This is a genomic window from Lysinibacillus sp. FSL K6-0075, assembly GCF_038592945.1.
In the GTDB taxonomy this organism is placed as follows: domain Bacteria; phylum Bacillota; class Bacilli; order Bacillales_A; family Planococcaceae; genus Lysinibacillus; species Lysinibacillus fusiformis_F.
Genome location: NZ_CP151947.1, coordinates 2768794 through 2793155, shown reverse-complemented (window position 1 = coordinate 2793155; position 24362 = coordinate 2768794). Strand labels below are relative to the sequence as shown.

25 protein-coding genes are annotated in these 24362 nt (G+C 37.9%); 14 read left to right on the top strand and 11 right to left on the bottom strand.

Annotated elements, in window-relative coordinates:
• Positions 1-142: 142 nt before the first annotated feature.
• The 6 genes from MHB65_RS13745 (at position 143) to MHB65_RS13720 (ending at position 5035) form a co-directional block, all read left to right on the top strand.
• Complete coding sequence (locus MHB65_RS13745; RefSeq protein ID WP_342440721.1) at positions 143-652, top strand: helix-turn-helix domain-containing protein; 510 nt, start codon at positions 143-145, stop codon at positions 650-652.
• A 93-nt stretch (positions 653-745) separates the two neighbouring features.
• A complete protein-coding gene (locus MHB65_RS13740) occupies positions 746-1165 on the top strand; it encodes a DUF3995 domain-containing protein (RefSeq protein WP_342440720.1) in 420 nt (139 codons plus the stop codon).
• A gap of 32 nt (positions 1166-1197) precedes the next feature.
• Positions 1198-1815, top strand: a complete 618-nt coding sequence (locus MHB65_RS13735; protein ID WP_342440719.1) for a histidine phosphatase family protein — start codon at positions 1198-1200, stop codon at positions 1813-1815.
• Between the two features lie 78 nt (positions 1816-1893).
• Positions 1894-2730 (top strand): serine hydrolase, encoded by an 837-nt coding sequence (locus tag MHB65_RS13730; protein WP_342440718.1) that lies wholly within the window; start codon positions 1894-1896, stop codon positions 2728-2730.
• Positions 2731-3001: 271 nt separating this feature from the next.
• The gene (locus tag MHB65_RS13725; protein ID WP_342440717.1) at positions 3002-3460 is read left to right on the top strand and encodes a hypothetical protein; all 459 of its coding nucleotides are present in this window, start codon (positions 3002-3004) and stop codon (positions 3458-3460) included.
• A 312-nt stretch (positions 3461-3772) separates the two neighbouring features.
• Positions 3773-5035: a polysaccharide deacetylase family protein gene (locus tag MHB65_RS13720; protein ID WP_342440716.1), complete on the top strand. Its 1263-nt coding sequence runs from the start codon at positions 3773-3775 to the stop codon at positions 5033-5035.
• Between the two features lie 48 nt (positions 5036-5083).
• Here MHB65_RS13720 and gltS read toward each other — a convergent pair whose 3' ends face one another.
• Positions 5084-6268 (bottom strand): sodium/glutamate symporter, encoded by a 1185-nt coding sequence (gltS, locus tag MHB65_RS13715; protein ID WP_205443946.1) that lies wholly within the window; start codon positions 6266-6268, stop codon positions 5084-5086.
• A complete protein-coding gene (hutG, locus tag MHB65_RS13710; protein ID WP_342440715.1) occupies positions 6265-7230 on the bottom strand; it encodes a formimidoylglutamase in 966 nt (321 codons plus the stop codon). Before hutG ends, gltS begins: the two co-directional genes overlap by 4 nt.
• A 139-nt stretch (positions 7231-7369) precedes the next feature.
• On the opposite strand from hutG, the gene MHB65_RS13705 reads away from it, so the two are divergent.
• The 5 genes from MHB65_RS13705 to MHB65_RS13685 all read left to right on the top strand — a co-directional run bounded on the left by MHB65_RS13705 (position 7370) and on the right by MHB65_RS13685 (position 12002).
• Entirely contained in the window at positions 7370-8263 is an 894-nt protein-coding gene (locus tag MHB65_RS13705; protein ID WP_342440714.1) for a LysR family transcriptional regulator, read from the top strand.
• Between the two features lie 145 nt (positions 8264-8408).
• A complete protein-coding gene (locus tag MHB65_RS13700; RefSeq protein ID WP_342440713.1) occupies positions 8409-9644 on the top strand; it encodes an acyl-CoA dehydrogenase family protein in 1236 nt (411 codons plus the stop codon).
• On the top strand, positions 9641-10417 hold the full coding sequence (locus MHB65_RS13695) for an SDR family oxidoreductase (protein ID WP_205443939.1): 777 nt from the start codon (positions 9641-9643) through the stop codon (positions 10415-10417). Before MHB65_RS13700 ends, MHB65_RS13695 begins: the two co-directional genes overlap by 4 nt.
• A gap of 13 nt (positions 10418-10430) precedes the next feature.
• On the top strand, positions 10431-11474 hold the full coding sequence (locus MHB65_RS13690) for a phosphotransferase family protein (RefSeq protein ID WP_342440712.1): 1044 nt from the start codon (positions 10431-10433) through the stop codon (positions 11472-11474).
• Positions 11475-11783: 309 nt separating this feature from the next.
• Positions 11784-12002, top strand: a complete 219-nt coding sequence (locus tag MHB65_RS13685) for a DUF3955 domain-containing protein (RefSeq protein WP_342440711.1) — start codon at positions 11784-11786, stop codon at positions 12000-12002.
• Positions 12003-12036: 34 nt separating this feature from the next.
• Here the strand turns inward: MHB65_RS13685 and MHB65_RS13680 are convergent, their stop codons facing one another.
• Together MHB65_RS13680 and MHB65_RS13675 are read right to left on the bottom strand one after the other, a co-directional pair.
• Entirely contained in the window at positions 12037-12522 is a 486-nt protein-coding gene (locus MHB65_RS13680; RefSeq protein ID WP_342440710.1) for a tetratricopeptide repeat protein, read from the bottom strand.
• Between the two features lie 30 nt (positions 12523-12552).
• On the bottom strand, positions 12553-12996 hold the full coding sequence (locus tag MHB65_RS13675) for an SMI1/KNR4 family protein (RefSeq protein ID WP_342440709.1): 444 nt from the start codon (positions 12994-12996) through the stop codon (positions 12553-12555).
• A 181-nt stretch (positions 12997-13177) separates the two neighbouring features.
• Between MHB65_RS13675 and MHB65_RS13670 the strand changes: the two genes are divergently transcribed.
• Positions 13178-14023 carry an alpha/beta hydrolase gene (locus tag MHB65_RS13670; protein WP_342440708.1) on the top strand — a complete coding sequence of 282 codons (846 nt, stop codon included), beginning with the start codon at positions 13178-13180 and terminating at the stop codon, positions 14021-14023.
• Between the two features lie 74 nt (positions 14024-14097).
• Here the strand turns inward: MHB65_RS13670 and MHB65_RS13665 are convergent, their stop codons facing one another.
• The 3 genes from MHB65_RS13665 to MHB65_RS13655 form a co-directional block, all read right to left on the bottom strand.
• Positions 14098-14529, bottom strand: coding sequence for a hypothetical protein (locus MHB65_RS13665; protein ID WP_342440707.1), 432 nt, complete (start codon positions 14527-14529; stop codon positions 14098-14100).
• Positions 14530-14671: 142 nt separating this feature from the next.
• Positions 14672-15247: a GNAT family protein gene (locus MHB65_RS13660; RefSeq protein WP_342440706.1), complete on the bottom strand. Its 576-nt coding sequence runs from the start codon at positions 15245-15247 to the stop codon at positions 14672-14674.
• A gap of 16 nt (positions 15248-15263) precedes the next feature.
• On the bottom strand, positions 15264-16130 hold the full coding sequence (locus tag MHB65_RS13655; RefSeq protein WP_342440705.1) for an AraC family transcriptional regulator: 867 nt from the start codon (positions 16128-16130) through the stop codon (positions 15264-15266).
• Between the two features lie 263 nt (positions 16131-16393).
• Here MHB65_RS13655 and MHB65_RS13650 point away from each other — a divergent pair, with 263 nt between their 5' ends.
• Complete coding sequence (locus MHB65_RS13650; RefSeq protein ID WP_342440704.1) at positions 16394-17149, top strand: class I SAM-dependent methyltransferase; 756 nt, start codon at positions 16394-16396, stop codon at positions 17147-17149.
• Positions 17150-17196: 47 nt separating this feature from the next.
• Here MHB65_RS13650 and MHB65_RS13645 read toward each other — a convergent pair whose 3' ends face one another.
• The gene (locus MHB65_RS13645) at positions 17197-18390 is read right to left on the bottom strand and encodes a Ger(x)C family spore germination protein (protein WP_342440703.1); all 1194 of its coding nucleotides are present in this window, start codon (positions 18388-18390) and stop codon (positions 17197-17199) included.
• Positions 18391-18976: 586 nt separating this feature from the next.
• The gene (locus MHB65_RS13640) at positions 18977-19891 is read right to left on the bottom strand and encodes a class I SAM-dependent methyltransferase (RefSeq protein ID WP_342440702.1); all 915 of its coding nucleotides are present in this window, start codon (positions 19889-19891) and stop codon (positions 18977-18979) included.
• Positions 19892-20025: 134 nt separating this feature from the next.
• Between MHB65_RS13640 and MHB65_RS13635 the strand changes: the two genes are divergently transcribed.
• On the top strand, positions 20026-20817 hold the full coding sequence (locus tag MHB65_RS13635) for a hypothetical protein (protein ID WP_342440701.1): 792 nt from the start codon (positions 20026-20028) through the stop codon (positions 20815-20817).
• Between the two features lie 1235 nt (positions 20818-22052).
• Here the strand turns inward: MHB65_RS13635 and MHB65_RS13630 are convergent.
• Both MHB65_RS13630 and MHB65_RS13625 read right to left on the bottom strand, forming a co-directional pair.
• Positions 22053-23219 (bottom strand): Ger(x)C family spore germination protein, encoded by a 1167-nt coding sequence (locus MHB65_RS13630; protein ID WP_342440700.1) that lies wholly within the window; start codon positions 23217-23219, stop codon positions 22053-22055.
• Positions 23220-23567: 348 nt separating this feature from the next.
• A complete protein-coding gene (locus MHB65_RS13625; RefSeq protein WP_342440699.1) occupies positions 23568-24302 on the bottom strand; it encodes a class I SAM-dependent methyltransferase in 735 nt (244 codons plus the stop codon).
• Positions 24303-24362 lie beyond the last annotated feature (60 nt).

The following is a 24362-nucleotide window of genomic DNA, read 5'->3' as shown; positions in this document are numbered from 1 at the left end:
TTTTACCACGAGTGGTAACAGTCCATGTTACAGTGAATAATCATATTAATGTTCGCCATAAAAACGATAAAAGTTGATGAGGGATGCATAAAGTGGTAATATAAGACAAAACATACGCTATCGTATTTTTTGGAGGGCAATCATGCAAGTAACGAAAGAAGATTGGATTAGAGCGGGTCTAGAGCAATTAGCAGAAGCGGGCATACATAAAGTCCGTATTGAAGCACTTGCTCGATCATTAAACATTAGCAAGGGGAGCTTTTATCATTATTTTCGTGATCGTCAACAGCTATTAGATGCCATGCTCGACTATTGGGAAACCCATGCGACAAAGGCCATTATTCAAAGCATGGAGCAAGAAGATGCTACTTTAGAACAGCTTTTACGGATAAGTTTTCACAAAAATAAAAAAATGGAGATAGGCATTTATGCTTGGTCCAAATATGATCCAGATGTCGCAAAGCGTATCGTTCAAATAGAGGAGCAGCGAATTGACTGTGTGGCGACACTCTATCAAAAAAGTGGTGTAGATATAAATGAATCTACTGACCGTGCAAGATTGGCTTATTTAACCTATATTGGCTGGATGACACGATTCGAAGCCAATCCTCATTTCGATCTCGAAAAGATGATTAAGCTCCTATTACAATAAGAAGGTCTCTCAGAGCCGACATAAGCTTTGAGGGACTATATTTATCGCCAAAACATACGATATCGTATGGAAATGTGAATAGGGAGGTAGAACATGTTTATTTTATCAATTGTCGCAGTGGGACTATTATGGCTGATTAGTGTAATACATATTTATTGGGCTTTTGGTGGTCGATGGGGTACAGAAGCTGTTATTCCTATGAAAGAAGGCAGCCAACAAGCCGTTTTTGTTCCTAGGAAATGGGGAACGCTCTGTGTAGCAATACTGGTGTTGCTAGCAAGTAGTATCATCCTTGTTCAAGGAGGGTGGATGACATTTTTTCAAGCCTCTATTTTTTCAAAAATAGGCAGTATCGTTTGTGCGCTGGTATTTTTGATACGAGCAATTGGTGATTTTAAATATGTTGGCTTTTTTAAAACCATTAAGCATTCCAAATTTGCTCAAAATGATTCGAAATGGTATAGTCCGTTATGTTTGTTTCTTAGCTTGGTCTATGTACTAGTGCTGTTTTAACAGCTATTTTACTTTGGAATGGGGGAAATAAAATGGAGCAAATAATCTATTTACTTCGTCATGGTGAGACAAATTATAATACACAAGGGAGATATCAGGGACAGCTTGATTCACCACTAACAGAGCGTGGCCGGGAGCAAGTTCAGCAAAATGCACGCATGCTGAAATCACTCATTGGCGATGCAGATGAATGGACCATCCTATCAAGTCCAATGGGAAGAGCCATGCAGAGCACAGTCATACTTTGTGAAACGCTTGGCTATAACATTAACAAGGTGAAGCAGGATCAACGTTTAACAGAGGTTGCTGTGGGACAATGGGCTGGCTTAACCATGGCAGAAATACAGCAAGATTGGCCTGCTTTATTAACGAAAACGGATGCCTTTAATTGGTATTTTCGTGCTCCAGATGGAGAAACCTATGAAGCTGTTGTGAGCAGACTAACTGCTTTGCTTGAAACGATTCAACCACTTTCAAAAGTAATTATTGTCTCGCACGGTTTGACGGGGCGTATTTTGCGCGGCGTCTATGCTGGTCTAAACAAAGAAGAGGCTCTCAAGCTAGAGGTTTCTCAAGATGTATTGTTCAAACTAACTAATAAAGAGATTACAAGAATTAGTTCAAATTACGAAGATGATTTTTACATGTGAAAATATTTGAGTTCATCTCATTTTTCTCAAGGAATATTAAGAAATGCCGCCTATTATAATGTGTAGGAGGCGTTTTTTATGAAAAAATGGATGTTATTGGGCTGTCTTTGTATCGTGGTTTTCTTATTTTATTATACAAACAAAATATATGAACTCGCTCATCTAGAACTGCCATCATTACATAGTCAAAATGCTTTGTTACTCAATGAACAGGGCGAAGTATTATACGAAAAAAATGCGGATGCTATTATTTATCCTGCATCCTTAACAAAAATCATGACAGCTATCGTTGCCATAGAGATGACAGATAATTTACAAACACAAACCATTGTAGAACCCCGAACGATTGCGAACTATACGGCACAAAATGCTTCGATGGCAGGCTTTCAAGCAGGAGATTTTGTCACGATGGAGGACTTATTGTATGGCACACTCCTTGCCTCAGGTGCCGATGCAACCGGAACACTTGCAGATGCTGTGGCAGGCAGTGAGGATAAATTTGTCACGTTGATGAATAACAAGGCACAGGAATTAGGCATGCATGATACACATTTTGTTAACACCAGTGGCCTACATGATGAGGCACATGTATCCAGCGTGCGGGACATCAGTAAACTTCTACGTTATGCGTTAGAAAATCCTATCTTTTATCAAATCTTTACCTCGAAAAGCTACACAACCCATGTACCCAACCAATTAATAATTACAAACTCATTATTTACAAAATTGCCTGGTCAAGACGGACCAATACTAGGTGGAAAAACAGGCTATACCCCCGAAGCAGGACTGTGTCTGGCGTCCATAATCGAAAAAGAAGGGAAATCTTTTTTATTCATTACAACCAATGCCCCAAGCTATATGTGGACCCCACCCCCACATATCGAGGATGCCCTCACTGCATACAAAGCTCTATAAGAGGAAAAATAATGAAAAAAACTCAACTTTTTCATGGCTCCCAGCGTCTTAATAGAAAGGAGGGCATTGTATATTTTAGGGACGGTAGTAGATAATCCAGGTTTTAGAAATTTGTTGTTAAATACGAGCAAGGGGATCTATTTCTGAGAAGAGCTGCTCATAAAAGTGATGGAAACGCTCCAAATGAGGAGAGACCCGCTCATAAAGGAGGTGGTCCCACTCCAAAAGAGGAGAGAGCCGCTCAAAGAGGAGAGAGCTGCTCATAAAGGAGGTGAACCCGCTCCAAAAGAGGAGAGAGCCGCTCATAAAGGTGGCAAACCCGCTCCAAAAGAGGAGAGAGCCGCTCAAAAAGGAGAGAAACCCGCTCCAAAAGAGGGGAGAGCCGCTCAAAAAGGAGAGAAACCCGCTCCAAAAGAGGGGAGAGCCGCTCAAAAAGGAGGTGAACCCGCTCCAAAAGAGGAGAGAGCCGCTCATAAAGGTGGCAAACCCGCTCAAAATGAGGAGAGAGCTGCTCAAAGAGGAGAGAGACCCGCTCCGAATGAGGGGAGAGCCGCTCATAAAGGAGGTGGACCCGCTCCAAATGAGGAGGGAGCCGCTCATAAAGGGGGTGGACCCGCTCCAAATGAGGAGAGAGCCGCTCAAAGAGGAGGTGAATCTGCTCCAAGTGAGGAGGGAGCCGCTCATAAAGGAGGTGAACCCGCTCCGAAAGAGAAGAAAGCCGCTCACCTAAGTAATAGTACCGCTCCATTCTTAGTAGCAACGGCTCATTAGTAGCAGCACGAAGCTGATCCATTCTCAAAATAGGAACTAACAAAATAAGTCGACATCATTGAATTATCATAAACTATGCATAGTTTCGTAGAAAAACGGGAAGGAGGAATGTATAAGTATTTATTAAAATACGATTTGAGTAGCCTTGTAATAGGGAATCTAGTTGATTATTACTATTTTCTGGTATGAATGTTTCCTCTATAATGAAAGTTAAATCTTAACATTTTTTTAGCAAACAGACATGGAAGACATCTAAGGGCGGTGTAGAACAATGAAAAAATATTTACCCTATGCAATCGTTTTGACGTTTATGATATGCATATTGGCTGGGCAACTTTCAGCAAGTGCTGAAGGGTCAGTGGTGATTCAAAAGGTCACCAAAGATGCGATAATCTATGAAGAAGCTTCTACGAATAGTGCGGAGATCGGGGAACTATCAAAAGGAAGCTTTGTTTCAGTAACACAAGCAAGTAAAGGATGGACACATATTCAAACGCCAGAGCAGGAGGGCTATGTCACATCTGATGTTTTAGTCAAGCTGAAGTCTGAAGGTTACTTAGTGATTCAAAAGGGTGGTACGACTTTATTTACAGCCCCAAGTCAACATGCCCAGCATGTAGGACAGCTCTATGAAGGACGAATGATTTATGTGTATGGCACAGCACCTGGTGGTTGGTCTTTCGTTCAATATGGCGAGGAGATAGGGTATGTAGCGACAAACGCATTAAAAAAACCTGTCCCAACAAAGAAACGAATCCAAGCTGTGGCTGGTGCTGAATTACGTTTAACAGCGAGTCCAAACGGAGAAGTTCTTGGTACACTTGCCAATAAAACGACTGTCCAGTATTACATAACACTTGCAGGCTGGGCCTATATAGAAGCAGGCGACCAAAAAGGGTATGTCAAAGCTTCTGAGCTAGCCGATATTCAGTTAATAGATAACAAAGTTTATAATAAAGGTGTGCCAGTGGCGAAAGGCGCAAAAAAACGGGTAGCTTTAACATTTGATGATGGGCCTGATGCCAAGGTGACACCACAAATTTTGGCAACGTTAAAAAAATACGATGCCAAGGCTACATTCTTTATGGTAGGTAAAAATGTATCAAGAAATACTGCAATCGTTAAGCAAGTCTATGAAGCAGGGCACGAAATCGGCAACCATACCTTGAGCCATAAAAAATTAACGACCTTATCAATAGCAGGTGTTAAACAAGAAGTCAGTGGCACAAGTAACGCTATTTATGCAGCCATTGGGCAGTATCCAACCGTTTTTCGTCCACCGTATGGAGCGACCAATGACCAAGTACGTTCTGTCATGACCATCCCTTCTATTTTGTGGTCGATTGATACACTGGATTGGAAACATCACAATCCAGATAAAATTTTAGCGTATGTCAAAGCCTCTGTAAAAGATGGTAGTATTATTTTAATGCATGATATCCATCAAACGACAGCCAATGGTTTAGAAAATGTCATTCTTTATTTACAGAAACAAGGCTATGAATTTGTCACAGTAAGTGAGATATTACAATAATAGAAAAGCTTTGCAATCGTCTGCACTGGACGACTGCAAAGCTCTTTTTTATTTAAATAAATTGATCGTTGTAATGATAATTGGAATACCAAATACGTCGATTAAAAAGGCACCGACAATCGGAACGACGAGGAAGGCTTTTTTAGAAGGACCGAAGCGTTGCACTACGGCTGACATATTGGCCATGGCATTTGGTGTGGCCCCTAAACCATGTCCTGCAAAACCAGCTACCATAACAGCTGCATCGTAGTTTTTGCCAAGTAATTTAAACAATACAAAAATACTAAATACAACAATAAAGAATACTTGCGCAAAGACAATGATAAATAATGGAAGCGCTAAATCAGCAATTTCCCATAACTTGATACTCATTAGCGCCATGGAAAGGAAAACACCTAATGTGACATCACCAATTAATGAGATACTCTTCATATTGATTGCTTCTGGTTTGAATTTGTCCATCATATTGCGGACTAAGACCGCTACAAACATAGCTCCCACATAGCCTGGCAGAACGAAGCCTGTTGCCTCTGAGAATAGTGTGCCGACATACGTACCGACAGCCATACAGAAAGTAATTAATAAGACTTGTGTAAAGAACGAATCGGATGTAATTTGCTCATGTTTATTCTCATATTCGATTTCTTCCGATTCTTGTTCATCGGGTGTTAAATTGTATTTACCTACTAAATATTTGACAATTGGACCACCAATTAAACCACCAGCAACTAGACCACATGTTGCGGCAGCGGCACCAATTGTCATGGCTGAAGAAATACCTAAATCTTCTAAAGTTTGTCCAAATGCAGCGGCAGCTCCATGACCACCCTCCATAGAAACGGCTCCAGCCATCATTCCGATTAAAGGATGAATGCCCATGAGTGAGGCAAGCGATACCCCAATGACATTTTGCATTAACGCTAGGAAGCCACATGCTAGCCAGTAAATAATGAGTAATTTTCCACCGAGCTTCACTAGTTTAAAGCTTGCACCTAAGCCAATTGTCGTAAAGAAAGTAATCATAAATAAGCTTTGTAAAGAAGTATCAAGGGATATTTCTAGGATACCCGTTGTTTTTAAGATGGTAGCAAGGGCAGCGAACAATAAGCCACCAACCACGGGAGCTGGGATACAGAAACGCTTTAAAAAGCCTATTTTATTAATAAGAAAGCCACCCAATGCAAAGAGTGCAACGGCTAGAAACACCGTTGTAATTTGATTAATTTCGATCATGAACCTTGCCTCCTAACTAAGTTGTTCAGTGCTTCATACACAAAATAAGCACCTAATTTCACTGTACGTCCGTTTTCATCTAATAACGGATTGACCTCACATATATCAAATGAATGTGTGTGGGGGTGTGAAGTGACTTGTTGGAGGATTGTGCGCACAGTCGATGGGTCAAGCCCAAACGGTGAAGGAGCACTTACACCTGGAGCGAAAGCTGCATTCAAGACATCCATACATAATGTCAGAAGAATATAATCATGTTGATCCATGTAGTGCTGTAATTCAGCCGATAATTGCTGTTGGTTGGCTACTGTCATTTGATCCTCATAAACATACTTCACCTTTAATTCATCGGCTTTTTCGAAAAGTTCTCTTGTATTGCCATAGCGTTGGATACCAACAACAAAATAGTCAGCGTGGGGATCCTGCTCTAAAATTTGACGGAACATCGTACCTGACGAAGTTTGTTCATCGTATGGTCGTAAATCGAAGTGAGCATCTATATTGATGATGCCGATTTTAGCATCCTTTGGTAGGGCAGAACGAACGCCTACATAATGGCCATACAGCGTTTCATGTCCGCCACCTAGCACAACACATGCTAATTTTTTTTGCAGTACTGTTGCTACTACTTCACCAAGCTCACGCTGTGCATCCTCTAACGCATGGTTCAGACAAACGATATTGCCAACATCAATGATTTGTTGATCGTCCTCAAATGTCCACGGTAAACTTGCTAATCCTTCTCGCAGTGCGTTTGGTCCGTTTGCTGCACCTACACGGCCTTGATTTCGACGTACCCCTTCATCGCAGATAAAACCAACGAGTGCAGCGCTTTTCTTATCTGAAGCGCTTACATCATTAATCGCCAATCTTTTAACTTGTTGATGTAAACGAAAACTGCTTGTATTTGTCGTTGAATCTATTCGGCCTTTCCATTGTTTTTGATCTGTCAGTGTGTACATAATTTATCAACCCCATTGTTAATATTATTGTAGAAAAAGTATTGTTGTAATTCATTATATATTCACATAATTATAATTACTAATATATAATTATTATTAATCTATAGCTTTTAACTATAAATATTGGAGGTATCTATAGGTGGACATTAAACAATTACACTATTTTATCTCTGTTTCAGAACAGATGAATTTCTCAAAAGCCGCAGAAAGACTGCATATCTCGCAGCCTTCCTTAAGTAATGCTATCAAAAAATTAGAACAAGAGATTGGCTCTCCCTTATTAGAAAGAAATACTAGAAATCTGCAATTAACTGAAGCAGGAGAGTTACTTTTTGAACGGGCAAAAGTTATTGTGAAAAATATGGAAGTATTGAAAATTGAAATGGATGAAGTGATTGTTCATGGCACGAAGGACATCACCATTGGGGGCATGGAATCGATCAAGCATTGGCTGCCGAAAGTAATCGCCAACTATAAAAAAGACTATCCACAAATGAAAATTCATTTAGTCGATATTTTAGGCAGTAAGCGGGTGAAAAAATCCTTGAAAAGCTATAAAACGCATGTAATCATCACCAATCAGTTAATGGATGATCCAGAGTTAGAAGTTCAAACCTTATATGAAGAACGATTGGTCGCAGTGTTACCTTTACATCATCCGTTAGCCCAAAAGGAGGTTCTAACCATCTCAGACATTTGTGAAGAACCATTTATTATTAGTACCGAGGGCTTTCAAACAAGACGAGATATATTAACGTCATTTGAACAGGCTGGTAAAAACATCGATATTCAATTTGAAATTGAGCGTTTTGAAACGGCTGTATCCCTCGTACGAGAACATTTAGGTGTGACCATATTACCTGAAAATTACTTGCAAGGGCCAACTGCCAAAACGATTGTAAAAAAAGAAATTGAGGGTGTGAATTTAAGTCGAAATGTCTATCTAGTGTACTTGAAAAACCGTCATTTACCATTAGCCATCCGACAATTATTGAAGGATATTTTACAGTTTTTTGAAAACAAAACGACGTAAGTCCATAGTAATGAATTTTCCCTTTTGTTAGAAAATTCAAAAATAGAACATTGCTTTACTAGAAAAATAGCGGTAACATTTATTGTAAGAATGAAAATGAACATTCATTCATTTTGCGAAGTTCAAGCAAAGGGGGTATCTTCTAATGAATTTTTCCTATAGTGAAAAGGTTGTGAAGTTACAGGACAAGCTGACGAATTTTATGGAGCAATATATTTATCCAAATGAGACCGTTTATGCTGCACAGGTCGAGGCGATGGAAGATCGTTGGGGAGCGATTCCACCTATTATGGAGGAGCTGAAACAGAAGGCACAAAAGGCAGGTTTGTGGAATTTTTTTTTACCAGATAGTGAATATGGAGCAGGTTTAACCAACTTAGAATACGCACCTTTATGTGAAATCATGGGACGCTCACTTCTGGCACCCGAAGTGTTTAACTGTAATGCACCCGACACAGGAAATATGGAAGTACTTGTACGTTATGGATCGGCACAGCAAAAAAAGCAGTGGCTTGAACCGTTATTACGAGGCGAAATACGGTCTTGCTTTGCGATGACAGAGCCAGCTGTTGCATCCAGTGATGCTACGAATATTGAGGCAAGTATTGAACGAGATGGAGATGAATACATTTTAAATGGCCATAAATGGTGGACAACCGGTGCTGGGGATCCTCGCTGTAGGGTGGCTATTTTTATGGGTAAGCATAAAGATACAACGGCCCCTATCCATGAGCAGCAGTCTATGATTCTCGTACCAATGGATACACCAGGGGTAAATGTGGAGCGTATGCTGACTGTCTTTGGCTACGATCATGCACCAGAGGGCCATGGTGAGGTTACTTTTACTAATGTACGTGTACCGGTGGATAATATTTTATGGGGTGAAGGAAAAGGCTTTGCCATTGCGCAAGGTAGACTAGGACCCGGAAGAATTCATCATTGTATGCGTCTGATTGGTGCAGCAGAACGTGCATTGGAGGAAATGTGTGTACGTGTACAGGAGAGACAGGCATTTCATCGACCACTAGCTGATCAAGGGGTAATGCGGGAGCGTATTGCCGAATCTCGCATGGATATTGAGCAAGCAAGGCTTTTAACTTTGAAGGCTGCTTATATGATGGACACGGTAGGCAACAAAGAGGCAAAAGCTGAAATTGCCATGATTAAGGTAGTTGCGCCAAATATGGCACTAAGAGTCATTGATCGAGCTATCCAAGCATTTGGTGCAGCTGGGGTAGGTCCAGATACAACGCTTGCTGCACAATGGGCAAATTCACGCACATTGCGTTTAGCAGATGGACCAGATGAGGTGCATCGTAATACCATTGCTAAGCTAGAATTGAAAAAGCATGCCAACAAACAAGAGGAGCTGGTGAAATGACAGTCCTAGAGTTATTTAGCTTAAAAGGTAAAACAGCCATTGTGACAGGAGGAGGACGTGGACTCGGTGCGCAAATTGCTCAAGGATTCGCAGAGGCTGGAGCCAATGTGGTCCTATGCTCACGAAAGGTGGAGGCGTGTGAGGAAGTTGCCACAGGGCTCGAAAAGCTAGGTGTTCAAACATTAGCCCTAGCATGTGATGTCACAAAGCCAGAGGATATTGCTCATGTGGTGGCCAAAACAATCACAACATTCGGTAAAATTGATATTTTAGTCAATAACAGTGGCGCATCATGGGGAACACCTGCCATTGATATGCCCTATGAAGCCTGGCAAAAAGTATTTGATGTCAATGTCAATGGAACCTTTTTATTTAGCCAAGCAGTGGGCAAAATTATGCTAGAGCAAAAAAGCGGCAAAATTATTAATATTGCTTCCATCGCTGGACTAGGTGGTACGCTACCAGCTTTTATGGACACGATTGCCTATAACGCGAGTAAAGGGGCTGTCATCACTTTAACGAAGGATTTAGCTGTTAAATGGGGACCACATGGAGTCAATGTCAACGCCATTGCACCAGGATTTTTCCCAACGAAAATGTCCAATGTTTTAATCGAACGTGGACAAGACTATTTAATGGGCGTTACACCGTTAAAACGTTTAGGTTCAGAAAATGATCTGAAGGGCGTAGCGTTATTTTTAGCAGCACCAGCTTCGGATTATGTAACAGGGGATGTCATTGTAGTAGATGGGGGCATGAGCTCCATTATTTAAGGAGGGAAGTAAAATGGATACGATGCAAGTAAGGTCAAGTGAACGGTTAGATGTGGATAAATTACATGCCTTTTTAGAAAGCTATTTCCCTGAGCTTCCACAGGGGAAACTTGAAATATCACAATTTAGTGCAGGACATTCCAATTTGACGTATTGTTTAAAAATAGCAGATTTCGAAGCTGTTCTACGTCGTCCTCCGCTTGGACCAGTTGCCAAGAAAGCGCATGATATGAAGCGGGAGTTTACAATTTTATCGGCATTGCATCCATTTTTAACAGCGGTTCCCAAGCCGTATGTCTATGTAGAGGATCGAGACATCATCGGTAGTGATTTCTTTTTAATGGAGCGCAAAAAAGGCATCGTCCTTGATACGCATTTTCCAAAAGGGACAGAACCAACAGAGGAGCTAGCACGTCAGTTGTCCGAAATGATGGTTGATTCTTTAGTTGCATTACATGCCATTCCTTATCAAGACACACCATTAAAGGATATGGTGAAGCCTGACGGATTTATGGAACGACAAGTGTATGGCTGGATCGAGCGTTATGAAAAAGCGAAAACAGCAGAGCATGCGGAAGTAGCCGTATTAACTGAGTGGTTAACAAATCATATCCCTTCCAATAATGAAGCAACCATTATTCATTATGACTATAAATTGAATAATGCGATGTTCTCTAAGGATATTACCGAAATGATTGGTCTTTTTGATTGGGAGATGACAACAGTAGGGGACCCACTAGCTGATGTTGGGGTAGCAATGAGTTATTGGATGCAAGCGGACGACCCGAAAATGCTATTATATGCACTTGGAGAACCACCAGTAACTGTATTACCAGGTTTTTATACCCGACAACAATTTATTGATCGTTATGCAGAGAAGAGTGGGCGAGATGTGTCAGCCATTCATTATTACTGTACATTTGCTTATTTCAAATTAGCCGTTATTTGTCAGCAAATCTATTATCGCTATGTCAAAGGGCAAACTCAGGATGATCGCTTTGCTCAGATGGATAAAATGGTCGCTGCACTCATACAACAGGCTTCTAAATCGATATAAATCAAGAAAAAACGGTTACTTTTTGCTAAGTAGCTGTTTTTTTTTAGCTCATTAAAGCAGATTATCCGACACTATATTATATATTTATTGATTTTCACTCGCACAAAATCTACTCAAAAATCATAACAAAACACGTACTAGAAATTAAAAGAGGGGGAACGTTCGTTCTTTTTCGTCAAGGATGTTAATCAATAATTATTTATTGTTTTTCGATAAAAAATAATTGACTTATAATATAACTAACGCTATCATAACAGTTGTAAGCGACATCGATAACAACAAGGATTTAACAGTCTGGAGGAAGAAATAATGAAAAAATATTTACTTGCCACAATTCCCATGATCATGGGGATCGTATGTTTATTTATAAAAGGAATTATAGGAGATGAGATACTAGCAGATGGTACGATAGTGGAGAAAAACTTCTTTTTAATTCCATTGAGTTATCTATTTTTCTTTAGCGGCATACTAACATTCTTGATTATGGCGTTATTTTCTACATTCAAAAAGCAAACTACCGCATCATAATGCTAAAACAGGCCCAAAATAGGAGCCTGTTTTTTTATGACCATGTTTGATCTAGTTTATCACTGTAGTAGTGAATGGCTTTTTTATAGTCTTGAATGCCCTGATGGTTGGTTGTAAGTATTAAGGTGTGCAATAATGTTTCCATTGATTTTGCATGTTCGCCAAGATTATAAAGTGTCATGGCATAGAAGACCTTGACATGCTCGGCCTCAGGGAATTCTTGAATGGCTTGTTCAAAGATTCGCTTTGCTTGCTCGTATTGCCCTAAAGTTCGATATGTGCTCCCTAAACCAAGGTAGGCATCTACTAAAACTTCTGGTTCTAGTCCCAATTTTATCGCTTTTTCATAGTGCGGAGCTGCCTCTTTTTCCTGCCCTAAAGAATCAAATGTCCAAGCACATTGAAATTGATAGAATGCATTTTCAGGATGTTCCTTGACCAGTGCCACCATGCATTGATTTGCTTCCTCAAGCTGTCCGTTTTTTCTTAATGCAAGTATACGTTCTAATTGTTTGTCCATTTTATTTAACCTCTTCTTTGTTTAAATAACTTACCATTCATAAAAACAATCTTCTATTAACAATTCAAATGAATCAGCTAATCGCTTGATTTCCCGGCAATCATGATCGCAAATGAAAACCTTACCTGATGAATCGATGAAAATGGGATTTCCTTCACCGTCCATTGAAATGACATAGCTAGTGTCTATGATATTCGGAGATAGGATATCTTTATATTGTTGACGAAAATCCAGTGTTAAATCAACAACGGTTTCGTTTCCTAGACTAGAGCCATTCGAAAAAGCATGGATTGCTAAACCTGCGTATGCTCCACCAAATGTTTCAATAAATTCGACATAATCGCTGTGAAATTGTACATGAAGCTGCTGCTGTGCATCTTTTATTTCTCTTTGGCTTGCAGGTATACCCACTAAGGTTGGGTGCTTCTCATTAAATAAAAATGACCGCAAACGCTTTATTAGATTTTCCTTCATAGACACGCTCCTTTTATTAAGTATACACGATCCTTCATTGCTAGGAATCTGTGGAAATGATATTGTTAATGTAATAGTAACATCTACTGAGGTGATAGAATGCTAGAGCGTTCAATGGAAAAAACACGGGAAAACAAAGAAGAAAGGGAGTGATGATACAAAAAAAGAAAAGAGGATCAAGATGATGATATATCAAAAACTTATGTGTGATGGATTTGAATTAAAATATTGTATAAAAGGTCAAGGCCAACCAATTTTAGTAGTGGGGAGTAGTATATATTATCCACGTCTGTTTTCAGAAAACTTCTACCAACATTTTCAGGTTATTTTTTTAGATCATCGAGGTTTTGGTAAGCCTACGCATGCATTGAAACAAGCTGATTATACATTGGACAAAATAGTGAAAGACATGGAGTATGCAAGACAAACTCTACAGCTTGATGATTTAATTGTTTTAGGGCATTCAGGACATGCATTTTTGGCGATGGCGTATGCCAAAGCTTATCCCCAGCATGTTCAAAAAATCGTTCTTTTAAATACAGCAACAACGAATAGTCAAGAAAGACAGCAGCAAAGCTTGTCTTATTTTGAGGCACATGCAAGTGCGCAGCGTAAACATCAATTTACGCATGATATAGCTTTGTTGGAGGAGGATCTTAAGAGGGAGCCTGAACGACGCTTTGTTCACATGTGTATTCGTATGGGGGCACATAGCTTTTATGATTATATGTTTAATGCTACCTCTACGTGGGATAACGTTCATCCGAATATGGAAATTATTGATTATCTATGGGGAGTAGCTTTTGCGGAGCAGAACCTTTTACAAGAAATACAACAAGTAAGCAAACCGATTTTTATAGGACTAGGTAGGTATGATTATTTAGTTGCTCCTGTTTCGTTATGGGATGCAGTGGATTATACTCCTCATGTAAAGAAAGTTATTTTTGAAAAAAGTGGTCATAATCCTATGTTTGAAGAACCTGTCTTTTTTGATGAACAATTAATCAAATGGATAAACGAAGAGTAGTCGAATGGCTGGTTATGCTTAAATAGCAATAACCAGCCTATTTCAATTACACAAAAAAGGGAAGAGTTAAAGTATTAACTTCCTGCGCAGGTTTTTCGTAATGCATCTATTTTTTGACAGTCTATAATGACTGGGTGTGCCGTTTCATCGAATTGAAGGAAGTACCCACAGCAGTTTTGCGGATCAAGATAGATAAAATAAATACCTAAAAATTGGCTGCCGTTTGAGAGGTATACATCTACTAAAGTCCCTGGTTCAAAACATTCTAAGTGACTACAAACACAGCTTTGACAATGTTCTTTGTCTTGCTTTTTTTTCTGATATGTTTTTTCAAATTGGGGGCTATTATAATATTTGATTTTATAAGAATCTTCCTCAACAATAGGATGATCGACGCCAGAAGCGTGACCAAAGCAAAAATTTCTTGATTCACAATAACATTTGGAAAACTTATGATAATTGTTAAATTCCCAATTCATTCGTGTTAAATATCTGTTTTCATCCATTCCTTAAACGCTCCTTTATGGTTTCAATATCATGCTAGCACGGGTCACCTATTTCTAATCTATGTCAAAGAGCCATTTAGGAGATGGTAAAATGTCTATTTATCTGTAGAATAAAAGAAAAGACTAAACTCATAAATAGAGTTTAGCCGTTCAAGTCGTACTCGCCCTTCAATAAACCATAGATCTCTAAATCAACCACACCTTTGCCAGACCATAATGAAGCTTGTCTCAAGAGACCTTCTTTTATAAAGCCATTTTTTAGCAGCACTTTTTTCGATGGTTCATTTAAAGGCATGACTTCTGCCTGTATTCGATTAACATTTACCTCCTCCAATAAAAATTTTACGATGATTTCGACTGCCTCTGTAGCGATGCCCTTTCCCCAGGAAGCTTCAGCTAAGTAGTAACCAATTGTAACCATATCTACTTTTTGATTAAAGTCCATCGCTTCGATAATCCCTACAAGTTTTTCACTCTGTGATTTCTCGAAAATACCCCATTTTATTCTGCTTTTCTTCGTATAATCACGTTCAAAATGGCCAATCATTTTTTGAACAGTTTGAAGGTTGTGTTTTGGGATGATGCCACAGTACTCAAATACCTTGTCATTATCATAAATGGCAAATAGCTCTTGTATATGTGATTCTTCTATTTTTTTTAATTGTAAATTAGTTGAATGTAAGGTAGGGAATTGCTTAAATACTTTCTCAATAATCATCGGTGTATCTCCTTTTTTATTCTTTAATAGGAATGTAGATTTTCATTTTCATCTCATGTGGATAGATAGATTGCATGACATCCGTTATTTCAAAATCAGGTCCAGAATCACGTCCATAATTAGAATTTGGTAACCATACGCCATAAATATAGCGTCTTGTATTTTGAATTCCTTCCGCAGTGCTATTCAATGTAAACTCCGCATATTTACCAGCAGGAATTTCAAGTTGGGTGAAGCCTTTCTCTAATCGCTCCTCAAATGTTTCGACTTCCTCTCCTACAATAAAGGAAAATTGACCATTCTCCTGAAAGTTTGTAGAAATGCCATACGCCATATTAGGGGCTACTTTATGTGAGATTCGCTCATAATATTGCTGTTGACCAAAATCCATATAAAAGCCTGGAATTTCAGCATAATACTGTTCGTCTTGTAAGGACGTTTTGTATTCATAGCCAGTGATACGTTTTTTAGGTAATTGAAGTATTTCTGGTCGCTGCATAGGGAGTTCTCCTTCCAGTTTATAATCCAAAAAGTTTATTTTGGTTTGAAGTGGTATGAAGTGGGCTCCTTTTCGGTATTTAGCAGGTGTGACACCAAAATACTGAACAAATGCCCGTGTAAATGCCTCTTGAGAGCCATATTGAAAGTTGATTGCAATCTCAAGTATATTCTGGGTAGTTGTTACTAATAAGGAAGCCGCTTCAGAAAGCCTCCTGTTGCGAATATACTGCTGCACTGAAAAACCTGTAATGGCTTGAAAAAGTCGTTGAAAATGAAATGCTGAAAAGTAAGATTGGGAAGATATATCTGTAATCATTAACTTTTCCTGTAGGTTTCTCTCAATAAATTCTATGGCGTTTTGAATTCTTTCAAAATAATCCATACCATCATCCTTTCTTAACTCAATGGTACTGTTTAATAGGAAGGGTTTTTTGATAATTTGTGCTAATTTGTACATTAAATTGTAATGAATAGGAAATCAATAGAAACATTGAATTAAATGATTAATAAATGTATAATTTAACTAAATTTACAAGAAAGCGAGTGATAGATGATGATAGTCAGCTCAATTTTCCCATTCAATAACATAAAGGTGCGGGAGGATTAATAGATTGATTTCTTCCGCAAACAATCGGAGGAGAAAATATGTACAAAAATTACGGATCGTTAAGCACAGCACTTTATGATTTTACAAAACCAGTTGGACACTCTCTTGGTGGGGATATTGAATATTATCTAGAGCGATTGCAAGGTATCACTGGTAAAATTTTAGAGGCAGGGGTCGGTTCTGGACGCTTCTATATTCCTTTAATGGAGAAGGGCTTTGATATAGAGGGGATTGATTACTCTCCAGAAATGCTAGCGTCCTGTCGAAAGCGTTGTCAAGAGCGAGGATTGACACCAGTTCTTTATAAAGGGAATGTATGTCAATTTACATTAGATCAACAATATGAAGCCATTGTCATGCCAACAGGCACGTTTTGTTTAATTGAAAATCATCAAGAAGCGCTGTCATCCTTAACCTCGATGTATCAGCACCTTGTTCCTGGTGGTCGACTCCTAGTAGATTTATTACTTCCTACTGACTGGAAAACAGGGGAAATTACGACATCTTACCATCAAATTTCACAAGATGAAGGAATTGCTCTTGAAAGAAAATCGATTGCCATGAACTGGGTGGAGCAATATACACTCATGGTTTTAAAATACGAGAAGTGGCAACAAGGTACATTAATGGATACAGAACTGCAAAAGTTTTTATTGCGCTGGTATGGGATAGAGGAATTTAAGCTTCTATTACAAAGTGTTGGATTCTCTGATATAACTTGTTCAGCGAATTACACGTTCCTTCAACAACCAAATGAAGAAACGTCACTTATAACATTTGAAGCGGTGCGTTAATTGTAATGACCAGTACTCCTTAAAAGAGTCTGGTCATTTTTTGTGAATTAATCTAGTTTTAATTTTGTAGCAGCTCCGACTCCTTTTGTATGAACCTTGACTTCAATTTGAACTGCTAGGTCTGGATAGAGGGTTAGCCAGCTCTTTTTGATTCGATTCCATGCTTGATAGTCCTCTCGGTGTAGTACATCACTAAATTTTAATAGATCAGCTTGATAGGTTTGTTGAATCGTTTGAAGTGTATGTTCTAAACGCTCCTTGATTTGTCTGCTCGTTTCTTTATTTAAAGCATCGATGGTTTTTGATTTTGTTAAATCCAGAGGGCAACTAAGCTCTGCAACGTTCTGCTCAATATCAAGTTTAATGGAAATCGAAGGTATCCCATTTTTAAAATGGCCCGTCACTTTAGTAGAAGAATTAATAATTTCGGTTGAGATTTTCCCTTGCTCAGGACAGGCAATAATTTCAAATGTACTTTTTATATTATTGTTTAAAAAATTATAATCTCTGCTTTCTTGTTCTGATAAATAGCCAATGAGCTTATAATTTTTAAAAATGGCCAGCCCACCATATTTTAATTGTGCGGGGCTCTCAATTTTTTCTATATTAGAGCTATAAGCACCAGCATCTGCATCACCGTATATTTGAATAGAGGGTAATACGGCACTATTATCAATACTACCTAAAGATTGGACTAAGTCATCTAGAATAACAGACTCTGTCGTTCCCCATACAGCTTCTGATACTTTTAAGGATTTAAACATTTTGCTAGCAGGAATATCCTCTAATGGTGTTAAAATGCTTAATATTTCTAGTGCAGTTGCTTCATGGGACACGATAATGTTAAATTCACTTCTACCTTCAGGGTCTCTTTGAAATAAATCCAAAATGCTATTCATACCTTCTTTAGCCATTTCTTCGCCGACAATAATGATTTGCGCATGCGCATAATAAGGCTTTCTTGGTGTCAGTGTTGTTAATTTTCGAATGGCATCAAATAAGGTTTTTCCCTTTGCATGATAGGTAAAAACAGGAACTTGAATACTTGATGCTTTGTTCGAGGTAACTTGACTTGGGTTCACAATCTGAACAGAGATTTCAACTAGCTCGTCCGATTTATCAATGCCAACAGCCGTAACAATAGCTAGTTCGTTTAACTCCCGTTTATTCCAGCATCCACCTAGCAAAAAAATCACTACAAGCAATAGGATAAATGATACCGTGTATTTGATGATGGGCACCTCCTCTAGGAAAAGGGCTAGGACAATTCCGATACTATTAAGGATAAGCAAAAGACAGGCAAAATAATCAATAATGGAAATCTCAATGAATCTTTTTGAAGGAGGATAAAATGTAGAAACAAAACAGTATGTATATGAAATGGAAAAAAGGAAATGAAACAATTTTTATTTGAAGGTGTAGAGGCCATCAAAATGATTAGCTAAATGGTATGAGGACATATGGGTTTTAAGCTTCTATACATAGAAGAGGGAGCATTAGCCATTTCATTTTCCAGACAATCACTTTGAAGTTGGAAAATAGGTGAATTTCCTTTCTCAAAATATTGAAGAGACTGATTTATTTTGAGTGGATCATCCTGTTCAAGTGGATGCTTTAAGAGGAGAAGGGTAACTAAATTTTTTTATTAGTCGTTTGTCAATCATAAGCGGGTCACTGCGTTAACAGTGACCCTAGTAACAAATCTAGGAGGTGTAAGGCTAATTAGCTTTACACTACTATAGTATACTAATCCTCTATATTGAAATAGTTAATTGCCTGGGTAATAAAAAGAAAATTAAGAATTATATAAAAATAAATGGTTTCGACCTATTTTTTAACAATATGCATGTAATGGATAGTTTCAAAAGCACATAAGTAATCTGTTCGATTTTGGAAATACAGCTCTTGAATCGCTGTAGGAGATAGATGTTCGTATATAAGCAAGCCTAATTGATCTAACATCCTCTCCATGTCCGCATAAGCATAGCAAGATTTCATTGGTTCACCACCAACTGCGGCCATTTTCACCATGTTTTCCACTCTATTCGAGAGTCCTTTTTCTTTAAAGAGAGATTGATCAGCATAATCCAAAACAATGGAACTCCCTGATGGAACTAGGGCAAATAAATGATTAAGTAAGCTTGCTAATTCCTCTTTAGTTAAATAATAAGAAACACCTAACAGACTAAAAAAAGTTTTTTTATTTTGGAAGCCTTGCTCTACTAATGGTTGAGATTGAAATTGTTTTGTAAAATCCATTGGTACAAAATGTAGATGATTCAGGAGGGGAAGGGAAGCTTCCTGTAATCTTTTCTTTTTGGAAGCCTGTGTTGCTGGATAATCCACCTCAAAAATTTCTAGCATGGCTTGTACCTGCTGCTGACGATACGGAAAAGTATCAAGGCCAGCACCTAAAATGACATATTGCTCGACACCAAGCTGTATTTCGTTTTGCAGGACCCTTTCACAGTAAGCAGCACGTGCCAAGGGCGCTGGAGAGAGTTGAACTTGTATAATCCATTTTATTAATTCTTTCGTATTGCCTTTAAACTTTGTAGCAATCTCTTTATTAAAAAATGCAATACCTTGTATCATGTTGTCTTGAATTGTTTGATATTCTTCTTGTGAGATCAATTCTTTGGCTACATAATCATCAAAAATTTTCGGAGAATCAAATTGACTATGATAGGCTCTACTAAAAGCAGCTACTAATGAAGTGATACTAGATTCCTGTTGATGCATACCAACACTCCTTAACAAAAAAATAGGATTCCCCTGGCCAAGGGAATCCTATTATATAAAAGATTAATTTAAATGTAAATTTTAGCATAAAAATATTTTTTGTCAAGTTTTAGGTATTGAAAGAGGGGAGTTATATGAAAAAATTTAAAGTGATTTTACCTTTACTCTTAGCTATTATTCTTGGTGGTATGTTCGTTACATGGAAAAATCAAAGCTATTCTGCTACCGATATATTAGAAAATGCTAATTTTGATGTGGAAAATCCCACTATAAGCCTACATCGGATCGATACAGATAAAGAAGATCTATTTTCGGAAATAAAAATATCAAAAGAAACACAGAAAGAATTGCTAAAGTCTTTTCAACAAGCAACATTCAAAAAAACAGCAATAAAAACCGTTGAGTACGATTATCGAATGACAATCTCACTTAATACAGGTTATCCGATGTTCATTGATTCTAAAAATAAAGCACTGGTTCTCCTTACCACCAAAGAAAGCTTTGTAATTGTAAAAGATCATGATTTTTTTAGTATGTTAGAAAAAGCAGCGGAAGATTCGAAGAAATTGGTTGATGTCCAACACCATATGAATGAAGTAGTGATGCAGCCTAGACTCCCTGTGACTTATGTAGGTGGAACAACTGGGCATGGTGAATTTCACACCTCTTTTAATAGTAACCATTCTACTGAAGAACTTGGTATTCGATATGATGTGAAAAATAGAGGCACACAACAATTTAGCTGGAAAATTACTCATTCCGAAGGCAAACTATGGGCTCAAGGAACAGTAGCTGCTGGAGAAGAACAAACATCTATACTGGAAAAAGTAAGCTATACTATGTCAGAGGGAGAATATGCTATTTCGAATATTACAGTAGATGGCGCTGAGGGGATGTTTGATTTTGCTATTGAATTGGTGGAGTAAAAATATTTTTAAGAATGTGTAACTTTTTAAAACATCAACCGTCTAACTCATCAGTAGAATACAAAAAACTAAAGCAAACTAGTAACATTCACTTTTCACAAAAGGGCCAGGATTCACATTTTTCGTGATTTCCTGGTCTTTTTGTGGTGGTAGTCCTATTTTTAACGAAAAAAATTTAAAATTCATGAAACCTTTAGCCTGTTCATTCGTATTGTTATTTGAATCTAAAGCTAGACAAAATTTAGTAAGATTCACTTTCACTTAAAAGACTAGGGCTTACATCATATTGTGAGGATCTAGTCTTTTTTGTATAGTTGTTCAGAAATTGTTCAGTGTAATATGCTAATCTATAAAAGAAGATTTTTCATAGTCTTCACCTAAACGCAAAATGACCAGTTCTCTTTATAAGAGTGACTGGTCTTTTTGTTTAATGTACCTTAAGTTGCTCTGCAAAATATAAAATGTTTTCCTCAAAATTAGTAACGGACTGAGATTCTTCTGCTATTTTACTAATTGTACGACGCGATCCAATGCCTTTTTAACACCAACTGGCAGGTTAAACGGAGATTTCCTAAGATCAGTTTGCCCATGAACCCTTTATTTCTTTGCCATTTTACAACGTCACTTTGTGAAAGGGCAGGCTAGAACTATAAAGTAGATTCACTTCTTTTGGCAGAAATTATCCAGATGGAACAGGGCGTAGTATTGCTACCAATATCAGTTTGTAGAAAATACAATTTAAATTATGTGAAAATAGCTAATATGCCTCCTACCTATACAGTGGGATTGTCATGGATAAAAGATTTTATGTCATCAGCCACCATTAGACAATTAAAGGATTTTATTATTTCCTACTTTAATGATAACAATGAAGATTACAAAAGTTGAAATATCAAATTATTTTCTCGAAAAAACATTAAATTTGCCTAAAACCCTATTGGAAAATATTTTAACTTGTTCAGCGCCTCAACTTATCGTAGTATTATAACGAATCAAAACTAAGTAAGTTAGTAAGATTCACTTTCACAATAAAATCAGGTGCTCCCGACAAGAGAGCACCTGGTTTTTTGTTTTATAAATTACTATAGCTGCGTTTTTTTTATAAAATTGAATTTATAGCAATGTATAGACAACTATTTTAACCTCCCAGAAATCGTACTGTAATAGTATCATTTGTCTCAAATGCTGGTAGCCATACTTCTACATAGCTGTTTTAATGATTGAAAAGGACAGGGCTATTCTTCAATGGTTTCTTCATAGGTTTTGCGACCAGGGTTTATTTTTGTTACTTGGATCGTTATTTCCCCGATGGAATCCTTTGTTAAAGGGATTTTTCCTTCTTTCTCTAGCTTTTTCCATGCCTTGACGTTTGAGCGATAAAGATATTCTGAAAAACGATAGATATCAACGTCTAATTTTAAGCCTTCTTCATAGGTTTCCATTATTTCTTTTTTTACTTGTTTGATGATGTTGCCTCGAATTTCATCGGCATTTATTTTTCCTTTAAATCCATTCAGCGTAGCCTGTAAATGAATAGAAATATCAAATGTCACATGATTCTTATTTTTAACGACGGGTTTCACTTCGACATTTAATTTATCTAAATCCACGGTTAGATAATCTCTTTCGCGACCTTCTAATTTAAAGGTGATTTCGCCACGATTGGTATTGTTATGCATCCATTGATTGCCTCTAGCAGCTGCGTTTTTTATAAAGCCTTTAAAGCCATCCTTTGTCAAAATTCCAACACCTGCAAAAGTCGTTTCTTCAACTTGTTCCTCTGCTGTTTCCCAATCTTTCATAATGGTCACGTAGGGAATACTTACCTCATGGCTTGGCTCATTTAAGCCTATAATTAAATTTCTTAGGCTTTGAGGCTCTATGAAGGATTCTTGCTTAGTTGTATTGATGGGATTACTTAATTTTGAAGAGGTCAACGAATTCTTTAAGATCGGTGTGACAAGTAGAACATCTTTAATTGGGTCCTTTGTACTGTAGACCCAAATATGATAGCGAGTCTCTCGAAAACGAATAAACGTATCAATAACAGGGATGCTTCGTTCATTTTCCATAGCTCGTTCTGAGAAAAGCAAATACCTCATATGCCCCCAAAAAATTTCCTGGTCTGAGGAACGATACAGTTTATAAATCGCTTCTTCAACGGTTTTTCCTTCAGCATAACCCACCTCTGCGGGGGCAACATCTCCACTAGGCTGTTCTGATTTCGCTACATCGGCAAAATTAATAATTTGGAGATAGACTTTATATTGATTATCCTCAAAATCCACCCCAACAGCATTGACATAATACATTCTTTGGGGTTCCGTCACATCCCAACAACCTGACGTAAACAATGCAGTCGTTAAAATGAATAGGAGAAATACATTATTTTTTCTAGTCATCGTGTCCCTACTTTTATATTTGGTTACCTTTAAGATAGTTTGGACAAAAAAATGCGGACTTATAAGTAAGGGTGTTGAATGAGTCGTACGAAGTGGCGAGATGTGAAATACTCGCGATGAGAAGTCAAATAGCAATAGCTTTGTGTTGCTTAATTATTTACTAAAATATGTATTGGGCATCCATAACTATTTATATGGATGAAAAGAGGAGAGTGATGTATAGAGAGGACGTTTTTGCCCCATTGCGTGTTTTTATTTTGTTAATGTTTATTGAATGAGTATGAGCACTTAAAAGAAAAAATAATAAAGAAGTTATGTGTTAAAGCTAGTCGCATTAACACACATCGATTATTTCTTCTCTGCTGAAATGATTAAAAACATAGGTCTTCGCAGTTCATCCCGCATTTCGGGAATATTTTTTAGCATTTCCTCTGATGGGATGGGCTCCTTCACAGCACTTACCCTAAATCCAGCTTGAATTAAGACATTGATATAAGTGGAGAGTGTACGATGGTATTTGATGACATTCTTGGTAAGGAAGCTCGTTTCGCGAATGCCTTCTGTTTGATAATGATCGACTGCCCAATGCAAGCGATTGCCGTCCTTACCGTAGTACCAATCTTGTTCATGGCGTGATGTGAATATAGGATGCTCTACTGAGAAAATAAACGATCCATTGGGTTTTAGATAAGCATAAAGCTTTTTACACAATGCTTCAAAGGGTTGTACATAATGAATAGCTAATGAACTAATTATGACATCAAATTGAGAAGCAGAAAAATGGATATCTTCAATCGGCATCTTTAAATAGGTAATAAATGGATCATTCGTTTTTTCCTGCGCTTTTTGAAGCATTTTTTCCGATAGATCCACACCGATTACTGATTTTGCCTGTTGCTCGCGGGCATAGCGGCAATGCCAACCGAAGCCACAGCCTAGATCGAGTACAGTCTTCTCTCGTAAATCTGGAAGAAGTGCTTTTAACACGTGCCATTCACCTGCTGCGTCTAGTCCTTGAACGGAACGTGGCATTTTTTCATACTCGGAAAAGAAATTGACTTCATCATATTTATTTTGTTTCATATATTGAACACTCCTATTAATTAAGTTCGCCTCCTAAATCTACTGATAACCTAGGAGGCT